Consider the following 11,418-nt stretch of genomic DNA (forward strand, 5'->3'; position numbering starts at 1 on the left):
AACAATATTAGGAGCGAATAACGCTTTTTTTATTTCATTCTTTTTCCTTTCAAAAACTTTACCTATCTTTCAGCTACCATTCTAGCTTCTTCAACTGGCCTTAATACAGAATATTCAATTTAGCAAGCAGGAAAAAACTCAACCAATCTCTAATAACCAGTGTGGAATGAAAAATACTGATTAAAATTCACCTAATAAATGGAGGTTGAAAATTATGACTCATACCAACTATGCACTAACAACAGGCAAAACAGAACGAGCGATTATCATTGGGGGTGGTATTGGAGGGCTACTAACTGCAAGAGTACTTTCGACCTACTATAAAGAAGTGCTTATAGTCGATAAAGATACTTTTCCAGAAAGACCTGACAACCGTTCTGGTACTCCACAAGCCTTTCATCCACATCGTTTTACCCAGCGTGGTAAATTAATTACTGACCGACTCTTCCCAGGATATGAAAATGACTTAGTAGCACAAGGTGCACCCTCAGTACTAAACAAAACCATCCACAACATGAACCAATATGGCACGATAGAAATGCAATATCCACGAAATGATGTTAAATTCAGTAGGGCTTTGCTTGAATGGACGCTTCGTAAACAAGTACAAAAAATTTCTAATGTTAGTTTTCTCACAAATCATAACGTAATGGATTTATTAATGACAATTGATCGAACAGTTGTTACAGGAGTCAAAGTCTCAGAACGTGGAAAATCTGAACAAGAACGTTCACTGCATGCTGATTTGATAATTGACACGAGTGGTCGCTCCTCTAAACTCGTGAATTGGCTTCAAAATTACGGCTATGATGTACCGGAATCAGATCGTTTGAAAGTCTCTCTTGGATATAGTACCCGCCGCTATAAGGTTCCTTCCCATCTCCAACATCTCACAGAAAAATGGGACACAATTAACATTGCAGGGCAGCCCACTAAAGAAACTTTTACAGGTGTCTTTTCCTTTATTGAAAATAATATAGCCGAGGTGCTAATCTATCGTCCTGGTGGGCATTATCCTCCTACAAATGCCGGAGAATTTGAACAGACTATTACCCAGCTCCCAAGTCCGATAATCGGCGAGATTTTGTACGATTTTGAACCAATATGCTCCCCTCGAAGTTATCGTGTTCCAGAACTGTTTCGTCATCACTTTGAACAAATGGAGCGATGGCCCTCTGGATTGTTAGTCTTAGGTGACGCATTCTGTATTTACGATCCTATTTTTGGCCAAGGCATGACCGTTGCTGCAATTGAAGTAGAAGTGCTCGAGTCTTGCTTGCAAGAACAACAACATAACCCTACCCCTCATTTCGAACAAAGGGTTCTCAAAAAAATGCAAGATGTAATCGAACCAGCTTGGTGGCTCAATTGTGCTACTGATTTACAGTGGAAAGGTGTCGAATATGTGAGTTCACAGCAATTGAAAGGCATCTCTTTTGGCCAAAGATATATGGATTTATTTCTTAAATATGCAACAACGAAGCGTGATTTCAAACTATACGGAATGTATTGGTCAGTAAACTCATTAGCAGTCTCACCGTGTACTATATTTGATCCACAACTAGTTAAGACCATTCTCACTTCATCTAACGAAGGGAAACGCTTCCTTGATGAACTTTTACTCGCCTATGGTCAATCATTAGATAAAGTATTAAATCAGATTATACCTAATTTCTCTCAGACAGCCTTTGCATCAGTAAATCAATAAATCTGGAAAACTCCTAGATGAATAGATAGGTAATTTTTGATAGTAAATACAAGTAATAAAGAAACCCCGGCATAATCGGTGTTATATCAGGGGTTCTTTATTATTCATTCATATTCTTAATTCGTACTAATTCCTCGTGCTGCCCAAATCCGATCAATTTCCGCTGCATGTTGTCCTCCGTAAAGTAGTGCATCTGCTTGCTTTATTGCTTTTGCACCATCACGGAATGTCGCATTTGGAGTAAGTGACCAATGGGACTGCAAAATGATTTTTGTTGTTACATCACGACCAAAAGCTTGCGCCATTTCATATTCACCTTGTGCCCAAATTTCTCCATCCGCATGTACTTCGTTCTCAATATCCCTTGGATACACTTTGTTATTGTCTAATCGTCGTAAACATGTTGGATTAGAGCTGGAATAAGAAGTCCCATCCCATTCTCCTACACATGCTTTTCCATATCCTGTAGTTGATGTAGCATCCTCATAAGTTGCACCTAAGAAATCTCCAAATCCTTCTCCCATTGCCCCGCCTTCTGCAGAATTTCCGAACCCTGGAACTTGATTATCTTGAATCGAATGCCCATACTCATGTGCAATAATTCCTGCATCCTCTGCATCATCTACCCCACCAGTTCCGAATGTTAAAGCTTTTGTTGACGGAGAGTAGAAAGAATTATCATCTCTCGTTCCGTTCACATTTACTTTAATAGAGCGATTATTAATATTATTAAAACCTATTTGTTGGATGTAACGTTGTAAAGTATCGATATGATAATACGCCATTACATCTTCAAAACTATCATTTGAACGTGTGTAATTAAATTGAAGGGTTGAAGATTTTGTTTTTGCCTTTGAAGAAATAGTCACGTAATCTCCAACTAAAAATCCCGTCCCATTTAAACCTTTTAAAGTAACTGTTTTTAATTGATTATTTAATGCTGTGGAATCTGCATCATTATTATCCTTTAAACCAGTTAAGCTGCCACTTGATACGACAGGATTAGGCATAAACACTTTCCCTGTCCCTTCCGCCTTCCGGTTTATATCAACCTTTTTAATTAACTTTCCACTCTCAGCATCAATGACTGTTTCCCACGCACCAAATGGTTGATTGAAGTGGACTACAACTCGGTATACTGGAATAGCAACACCTTCTTCAATGACATACCCAAATTCTTTCATTGTTGGAGCCCATAAATTTTGTTCACTTTCTCCTCCAACATATGCCTTTGATTTTTGTTCTGCCTCTTTTTCACTAATCTTTTGCTTTATTTCTTTCACACTCTGCACAGGCTGATAATCAGAAACTGCAAGTAATCCTTGACCTTTTCCATTAAGGGTCACCGTTATTTGTCTTGAAAATACAGGTGCACCATTTACTACTTGTTGAAATCTAACATATGAAGCTACCTGTGTATCTGTTGTTGAAATATACTGTAGGTCTGATAAATCTGACTTTAATACATATTGCGAAGCATTCGTTTTTAAATATTCGGCTGCTTTTTCCTGAGGAGAATATCGGTCTATCTTTACTTGTTTCTCTTCTACCGCTGAAGCAGTAGATACTGTACCTAGCACTAACGGTATTGCTGTAGCAATTGCCACTACTCTTTTTTTGAACATTAGAACCACTCTCCACTCTCTTCATAAATTTTGAATGTACGAGTAATTCTATAAAAACAATTATATTACCTTTCTCTTTTTCTCATTAAATATAAAGTAATATTTTCTCAATATTTGTGTATCAAAGTAATAAATACTTTCGAAAGATATTATTCGCTATAGAGATTAACCAAACTTGAAAAAGATTTTTAAGATGATCTTCAATTTATTCAATCATGTCCTGCACCAGATCGTTCATAATTACTACTCCTACATTTATTCTAAACAAAAAGAATACTGATGTTTTGATATCACTTATGTTGTTCTAGCATTTTCAACTACAAACAGGTAATAATCCCTGTCTCTTTCGCAGAATAAAAACAAAATCCTGCATGATTCATACAGGATTTTGTAACTGTGCCTTCGATTACATACTACTTTTTGTGATTTAGCTAGCTGGGCTCAACTTGATTCGAACCGTTTTCTCACCTAAAGAAATTTCGTCTTCCTCTTGTGTTAACGTTTGGAATGTAAATTGCTTTACTAACAAGTTTTCTTCTAATAAACCTTGATGTTTCGTTAATGTTCTCTGTAATTCATCTTCTGTATCAAGGATTACATCTACTCGCAAGTTAACGGGTAAATTTAACTGTTTTCGATACTCTTGAACAGCGCGAATAAATTCACGTGCCACTCCTTCTTGTAACAATTCCTCTGTAACATTTGTATCTAACATTACCGTATATTGTCCGTTTGTCGTATTAGAAAATCCTGCTTTTGGCACTTGTTCTACCAATACATCTTCAACTGATACTGTAATTTCTTCTCCTGAGATAAGCTTAAACATTGCCTTTTCCTCTACAACAAATTTTTGTACTTCTTCTTGCGGTAATTGTTTTAACCATTGATTTACAACATTGACGTTCTTCCCGAATTTCGGTCCTGCCGTCTTAAAATTCAACTTTAATTGATACGATGTATACTTTGTTTCATCTAATTCTACATGAAATGCTTTTACGTTCAATTCCTCCATAACAATATCACGGTAGGATTTCCAGTCTACTTTCTGCTCATGATGCTCTAGTAATACAAGCTCTGCTAATGGCTGTTTCACTTTTAATGCATATTGATTTCGATTGCTACGTCCGAGTTCTACAACTTGTAAAACAGCATCCATTTCTTGTTCTAGCTTTGATTGAATAAGTGTTTCATCTGCTACTGGATAATCCGTCAAATGAACACTACTTCCTTCCAAGTTAAGATGAATATCTTCTGCTACAAAAGGAGCAAATGGAGCAAGTAACTTGCTAAGTGTAACAAGTACCTCATGAAGTGTTTCATACGCCGCGGTCTTTTCAGGATTCATGCCAGACTCCCAAAAACGACTGCGTGAACGTCTTACATACCAGTTACTTACCTCATCTACAAGAGTCGCAATTTCACGAGCTGCATTTGTAAATTGATACTCATCTAATGCACTTCTTACTTTTTTCGTTGTACTATGAAGACGTGATAATACCCACTCATCTAATTTCGTTCGCTTTACCTCATACTTCTCTTTTGGATCATATTCATCTAAGTTTGCATATAAAACATAAAAACTATATACATTTACAAGTGTATCTACAAGTTTCGACTTCGCCTCTTGGACAGTTCTTTCAGAAAATCGTTTTGCATTCCAAGGTGCACTATCAACAAGAAGAGCCCATCTTAATGCGTCTGCACCAAATTTTTCAATTAAGTCTACTGGATCTAATGCATTTCCTTTACTTTTAGACATTTTCTGTCCTTGTTCATCTAGCACATGCCCAAGAGATAATACACGTTTGTATGGTACTTTTCCAGTGTATAAAGCCGCTACTGCTAATAAACTATAAAACCAACCGCGCGTTTGATCGACACCTTCAGCGATTACATCCGCTGGGAATTGTTCCTCAAAAAGCTCTTTATTTTCAAATGGATAATGATACTGTGCAAATGGCATCGAACCACTATCAAACCAAACATCAATTACTTCTGGCGTACGAGTCATTAAGCCACCGCATTTTTCACAGCATACCTTCACTTCATCTACATACGGTTTATGCAGTTCTAAATTTTCTTCTACCTGCCCTCTGCTATGCTTTCTTAATCTCTCGATGCTCTTCGGCGCAAATTGATGATCACAGTTTTCACATTCCCATACATTTAACGGTGTTCCCCAGTAGCGTTTTCGGCTAATATTCCAGTCCACCATATTCTCTAAAAACTTTCCAAATCGCCCATGCTTCATATGGTCTGGATACCATGTAACTGCATCATTATTCTGTAAGAACGTCTCTTTAATTTCAGTTGTCCGAATAAACCAACTCTCTCCAGCATAATAGAGAAGTGGTGAATCACAGCGCCAGCAATGCGGATAACTATGTTCATATTTCTCTTTATGATAGAGCAATCCTTCCCCAGCTAAATAACGAACAATATCCACATCACACTCTTTCACAAACTTCCCTTTTAAAAACGGAACAACTTCTGTATATTTACCTTGCTCATCCACAACATGAAGGAACGATAATCCTTCATGTTGCACCACTTTATAATCATCTTCTCCATAAGCTGGTGCGATATGAACAAGTCCCGTCCCGCTATCTCCCGTAACAAAGTCTGCTGAAATAACACGGTATCCATTCGTAACTTCGTCCATAGGAAATGGAGCTGTATATGAAATACCTACTAATTCTGCTCCTTTATGAATAGATAATACTTGATAGCCTTCTTTTAACACATCATTTGCACGCTCTTTTGCAACAATATAAACGGTTCCATCTTTCTCTGCTTTCACATATTCCATATCCAGATGTACAGCAAGAGCTACATTGGCAGGCAATGTCCACGGGGTTGTCGTCCACCCAAGAAAATATTCATTTTCACTATTCAATACTTTAAATTTCACAGTCGCACTTAAATCTTTTACTGTTTTATAACCTTGCGCTACTTCATGCGAACTAAGTGATGTTTGACAACTTGGACAGTACGGTGAAACTCGATGCCCTTTATATAGCAGCCCTTTTTCATGAATTGTTCCAAGAATATGCCATACACTCTCAATATAAGGGTTCTGCAAAGTTACGTACGGATCATCCATATCAACCCAATATCCGATGCTCTCAGTAAATTCACGCCACTGCTTTTCATACGTAAATACACTTTCTTTACACTTTTGGATAAATGGTTCAATTCCGTATTCTTCAATTTCATGTTTACCAGAAATACCAAGTTGCTTTTCCACTCCTAGTTCTACCGGTAAACCATGTGTATCCCAGCCAGCTTTTCGAAGTACTTTGTATCCAGTCATTGTTTTATATCTTGCTACTACATCTTTAATCGTCCGCCCAAGCGCATGCCCAACGTGCGGTAATCCATTTGCAGTTGGTGGTCCTTCATAAAAAACGAAAGATTGTGCGCCTTCACGATTCCGAATGGATTGCTCAAAGATATTCTGCTTGTTCCACTGCTTATGAATTCGTGTTTCTCTTCCTACAGCTAATTCTTTTACATCTACCTTCTCCATTTACAATCACTCCTTTGAAATTTTGTAAAAGCACACAAAAAACCCGTCCCTATAAGTAGGGACGGGTTTACCCGCGTTACCACCCTAATTCTATTAGTATTTTAACCAATAGCACTTAGCAACGTACTAGCATACGCGTTCTTTGTAACGGTAGACATCCGTCCGAGCTTACTCTATTCAGCCACGGCTCCTCAGAGATGATTTTCAAATAAAGTCTGTACACCGGCTTTCAGCATAACGCCGGCTCTCTGGGGAACAGTACGATATTTTACTCTTTCTCGTCTTCAGATTTGTATACTTTTATTAAAAGTTATTTTATTCCATGAAACAGATAATTGTCAATCAATTCAAAAATATATTTTCATTTTCATCCTAATTTCGTATTTTATACATCGTGAAAAGTTTCTATTACTTTATCGTGCCCATACTTCCTCTAAATCTTCATCTTCTTCTCCAAGTTCTGCAAAAAATCCAGTTTTATCTTCATGAAGAACTGTTTCAAGTTCTGCCTTTGCCTCTTCGTTTCGATTTAAAACAGCTAAATAGCATGTTCTGTTGTATCGAACTAACAAATCTGAAGAATCGAAATACAATTCAGATTAACAAATTTTCTACATATTTAGTGTTCTTCTTTTATGTTATCTTTTCTTGTTTTTGTGGAAAACACAAAATTAGATTATGGCCATGAAAAGGTACAACGCCTTAATAAACAAACATGTTAAAAAACCCAGAAACAAAATTCCTGGGCTTTTTAACATGCTTTCTAGTAAAAGAAATCGTATACTTTTCTCTGAGTTCAATATTAAACTCTTTCTAGACAGTATCCATTGACGAAAAAATTGATAGTTTCAATTTCTTCAGCATTTAATTTTCTTTGCAGTCCCTTTTCAAGCTCTTTAATAATGGCTTTTTCATTCCCCTTATATTTTCCCGTCAAAAATGCTGTTTCTTTTAAAAAATTAATTATAAAAAGAATAGCGTATTTTTCGTTATATGAATAAAAATTTGTCCTATACTTATTACTAAATTTCCGGATTATTTCCATTTACATAAAACTAAGAACAAAAACATAAAAAAACCGTGAATTATTCACGGTTTTCCCCTTTCGAAAAGCTAATCGCAATTGTTCCAGCGCCTGCATGAACAGCAAAAGATATAGGAAGTGGGTAAATTTGAAACTTCATTTCAGGAAATACTTCTCTAAAATCGGCAATCCATTCTTTCGCCCCTGCTTCATCATTAGCGTGGAAAACATGTACCACTTTCGGAGTGTCTTTTTCAAGTTCAGTTCGCATATACTCTTTACACTTTTGTATTTTACGAACTTTTTTTGTCATCACAACTTCTCCATCTTGTACTTCTAAAATTGGATTCACGCTTAGTAGGCTACCTAGTATAAACTGCACTCCCTTCACACGTCCACTTGCATATAAACCTTTTAGATCTTTCGGAAATACATAATAAGGACTACGTTCAATGTGTTGTATTGTTTTTTGTATATCTTGTAAAGTCATACCTTCACGGTATAACGTTTGTGCTTTTGTTAAAAGTTCATCCATTGGATAACTTGCTGTTTCACTATCTATTACGATTAGAGGAAATCCTGCCATTTCTGCTGCGAGTATCATATTTTGATAGGTACCACTCACCTTCCCGCTAATTGTGAAAGCAAATCCTTCTTCATATTCCTCTTTACACTTCGAGAAAAGAGCAACCATCTCGCCTAAATTCGGTTGTGATGTAGTTACGGTTACACCTTCTTTTAACGCATCGTAGACACGTTCACGAACACCTTCTTCACAGTCTTTATAGGCAGTTCCATTAATAACAATTTCAATTGGTATAACAAAATTATCTTCACTTGTTGTACAGCTTGCAGTTGTACTATCAGTAAACCAAGCAACTCGCTTCATGCTGTTCCTCCCTTGTATACATCCTTTCCTGAAACTTATCTCACTATTCTATCTATTTGAGTTATGAAAAGGACTATGTTTGTTATCATAACAAGACTATCTCTGTTTTTCTATAGGATATGGATGATTTGAGCAAAGTTTTCAAAATTAATATCGATTCTATCCAAATTCGTACACTATTTCGACATATTTACTTATTCTTCACGATTCCAAAAGTGATTTTCATACTTGGGGCATAGACGAAAGAAGATTCTAAAGTAAATTCTTTAGAGAAGTTTAATTCTGCCTGGTACTGTGCTATTGCTTCATTATACGTCAGTCCTCGGCTTATTAAACGTTCGATAAAACCATCCTTTTCAGCAGGTGTATTACCAATTCCCTCTTCCTTAAGTGCGTGATACAATTGTTGTTTCTCTCTTTGCATCTCATTCGTATTAAGAAAATTCACCTTATCGCTAACCCTGCACTCAATCTTTTCTACACCTAGTTCACTTAAATATATCGGTAATTTCATTCCAATGTTACCATCCGCGCCATTTCGCTTTGCATCTTTTTCAAACAATTTTTGCAGAACACCAAGCTGAATTATTTCAGATTGCTCCAGATTATTCAGGTAATACGAAGACATATTAGAAATCCAGTGTGGTTCAAAACATATGATACTGCCTCCATTAACAACTGAATCTACCATTTTTTGTAACATTGTCTTCGAATCGTTCATATGTAGTAAAAAAGCATGACAAACTGCTATATCATAATTTCTTTCTAATTCGATTTCAGTAGCATCTGCTTCAATAAACTCTACTTCATATGGAAGACTTCGGAATAACTCTCTTGCTTCATTAATTAGTTTCTTACCCTTATCAACTCCTGTATATCTAGACCCTATTGGTAACAGAGGCAATAGGGTCAGCCCTAAATATCCATATCCACAACCGTAGTCAACTATATGAACTGGTTTAGAAATTTTCCAAACTGCATTTACCAAAAAACTTATATAATCATCGTTGTAATATAGATCTCTTGTATTTCTCAAATATTCTAACTGATTATCCCATTCATACTCTTTCAATTTAGTCATCCCCTTTTATTTATATTGAAAGCATTGATTCCATTTGCTTCTTTGAGCAGATGATAAAATATTTTATAGATATATAAACATTTTTGCATATCCATAAGTATTTAATGTATCTAGAAATCTGGTAAACTCATTTAGACAAAATGGATTTAATGAAAAGTCCAACTAATAGAGATACTATTGTATATATAAAACCCAAGAAAGAAAAGTCTCATTTGCATATTTCAACACAAGTAATAAGAAGAGTATGCAAACGATTATTGGTATAACTCATAATTTTTTGAGTTTCAAATAAACAATTGCACCTAACATAATCGTAAGAACTGAAAAAAGAATCAAAACTAAGAACATCGGATTACTAAATATTTGTGCTACTTTCTTGATTCCTCCGATATCAAAATTCGGCTTTTATTTAAACAACTTAATGATATTTTTGGCGTATGTACCGTTTACTTCATAACCCACTCCGTGCTGTTCACTGGTACTCTCTACAAGCATAATCTGCCTATTGTTTCCTTCTAACCGTACAAAGAAATCTTGTTTATCCCCACTTTTATATTTTAATGTAATTACAGCATTCATATTTTTCAGCGCTTCTTTGTCTAATAACACATCTTTCTTTTTTGCATTTTGAAGACTTTCAAGTTAATATACATGTAAAATCAAGGTAACATTCCTTATTTAGAAAGGAAGTAATAAATATGGGATTATGTGTAGATTTGTTTAAAGAATATGAAAATGAAGAGGAAGTTGTTTATCGTTTTTTTCCTTGTGAAGAGGAAGAAAAATCAGGAAAAATTCAATTTAATAAACTAGAAAAAAGATCTGTGGAGCTAGAACCAGCTAAAGTTGAAAGCGCAGATTACTATTTTCTTAAAGCAGTTGGTTCTATACAAAAACATGCTAGAAATTCAGATGAATTTCCAGAATTTTTATTTTCACAGTCGTAATCACACTTTTTTCAATCCTATTCTTTTTAGTAGATGGAGTTTTAAAGTAAACATAAAAAAGCACTAACTTAGTGATAAGGAAAAGTTTCTTATCACTAAGTTAGTGCTTTTGAAATTTAAAAGATAAGCAGTCTATGCTACAACATCCACAAACTTTATGCTAGAAAACACTGACACTACTCCTGATCTTCGGTTTGTTTTAATCTTATGATTGTTATCCACTTCTTCTCAACCATGTCGCCCAAATTCCTTTCCATACTTAGAAACTCACTTTACTTTCTGAACCTATGGACTATAAAGATTTCCAGCACTATATTTCCACGCGACCAGTTCGTAATGCCACCGCCCAATCCTCTCGTCCGTTCTTCTCTGCACTCTCTGCAGCTTTCTCCCAATCATACGGTACTGAAATTTGTTCGATAATCCACCGTGTTGATTCCTTTTCCAGTACTGCATAATTAGCGAGCGGTGATCCTGATTCCATTTTATGAGAAATCGGCAAGTCATCTTTGTACGCTGGAAGACCTATACTCCCTGGATTTACAACGATTTTCCCATCTGGCAAATATACAACTCTAGGAATATGAGTATGTCCACATACAATTATTTGTTGCT

The 11,418-nt window shown here is 35.8% G+C and carries 7 protein-coding genes, 2 pseudogenes and 1 other annotated feature; of the genes and pseudogenes, 2 read left to right on the plus strand and 7 right to left on the minus strand.

Annotated elements, in window-relative coordinates:
* The first annotated feature begins 214 nt into the window (after positions 1-214).
* On the plus strand, positions 215-1,708 hold the full coding sequence (locus M014_RS0118735; protein ID WP_026593085.1) for an NAD(P)/FAD-dependent oxidoreductase: 1,494 nt from the start codon (positions 215-217) through the stop codon (positions 1,706-1,708).
* Between the two features lie 116 nt (positions 1,709-1,824).
* On the opposite strand, the gene M014_RS0118740 is transcribed toward M014_RS0118735, so the two are convergent.
* From M014_RS0118740 to M014_RS0118770, 6 genes and pseudogenes are all read right to left on the minus strand, one after another.
* Positions 1,825-3,333: a M36 family metallopeptidase gene (locus M014_RS0118740; RefSeq protein ID WP_026593086.1), complete on the minus strand. Its 1,509-nt coding sequence runs from the start codon at positions 3,331-3,333 to the stop codon at positions 1,825-1,827.
* A 427-nt stretch (positions 3,334-3,760) separates the two neighbouring features.
* Entirely contained in the window at positions 3,761-6,862 is a 3,102-nt protein-coding gene (gene ileS, locus M014_RS0118745; RefSeq protein ID WP_026593087.1) for an isoleucine--tRNA ligase, read from the minus strand.
* Positions 6,863-6,916: 54 nt separating this feature from the next.
* Positions 6,917-7,156 (minus strand) — a binding site (T-box leader).
* A gap of 119 nt (positions 7,157-7,275) precedes the next feature.
* Positions 7,276-7,455 (minus strand): annotated as a pseudogene (locus tag M014_RS0118750) (hypothetical protein); the annotation flags it as partial.
* Positions 7,456-7,947: 492 nt separating this feature from the next.
* On the minus strand, positions 7,948-8,775 hold the full coding sequence (locus M014_RS0118760; protein ID WP_026593090.1) for a DegV family protein: 828 nt from the start codon (positions 8,773-8,775) through the stop codon (positions 7,948-7,950).
* 190 nt (positions 8,776-8,965) lie between these two features.
* The gene (locus M014_RS0118765) at positions 8,966-9,847 is read right to left on the minus strand and encodes a methyltransferase domain-containing protein (protein WP_026593091.1); all 882 of its coding nucleotides are present in this window, start codon (positions 9,845-9,847) and stop codon (positions 8,966-8,968) included.
* A gap of 414 nt (positions 9,848-10,261) precedes the next feature.
* Positions 10,262-10,435 carry a hypothetical protein gene (locus tag M014_RS0118770; protein ID WP_155924351.1) on the minus strand — a complete coding sequence of 58 codons (174 nt, stop codon included), beginning with the start codon at positions 10,433-10,435 and terminating at the stop codon, positions 10,262-10,264.
* Positions 10,436-10,554: 119 nt separating this feature from the next.
* On the opposite strand from M014_RS0118770, the gene M014_RS0118775 reads away from it, so the two are divergent.
* Entirely contained in the window at positions 10,555-10,803 is a 249-nt protein-coding gene (locus tag M014_RS0118775; protein ID WP_026593093.1) for a hypothetical protein, read from the plus strand.
* Between the two features lie 310 nt (positions 10,804-11,113).
* Here M014_RS0118775 and M014_RS0118780 read toward each other — a convergent pair.
* A pseudogene (locus tag M014_RS0118780) lies at positions 11,114-11,418 on the minus strand (metallophosphoesterase family protein); the annotation flags it as partial.

It is taken from the genome of Bacillus sp. UNC437CL72CviS29 (genome assembly GCF_000482345.1).
Classification (GTDB): Bacteria; Bacillota; Bacilli; order Bacillales; family Bacillaceae_G; genus Bacillus_A; species Bacillus_A arachidis.

What these genes read in the sequence shown, in the direction of transcription:
- ileS (WP_026593087.1), bottom strand. Translation starts at nt 6,862, where the DNA reads ATGGAGAAGGTAGATGTAAAAGAATTAGCTGTAGGAAGAGAAACACGA.
- M014_RS0118760 (WP_026593090.1), bottom strand. Translation starts at nt 8,775, where the DNA reads ATGAAGCGAGTTGCTTGGTTTACTGATAGTACAACTGCAAGCTGTACA.
- M014_RS0118770 (WP_155924351.1), bottom strand. Translation starts at nt 10,435, where the DNA reads ATGAATGCTGTAATTACATTAAAATATAAAAGTGGGGATAAACAAGAT.
- M014_RS0118735 (WP_026593085.1), top strand. Translation starts at nt 215, where the DNA reads ATGACTCATACCAACTATGCACTAACAACAGGCAAAACAGAACGAGCG.
- M014_RS0118740 (WP_026593086.1), bottom strand. Translation starts at nt 3,333, where the DNA reads ATGTTCAAAAAAAGAGTAGTGGCAATTGCTACAGCAATACCGTTAGTG.
- M014_RS0118775 (WP_026593093.1), top strand. Translation starts at nt 10,555, where the DNA reads ATGGGATTATGTGTAGATTTGTTTAAAGAATATGAAAATGAAGAGGAA.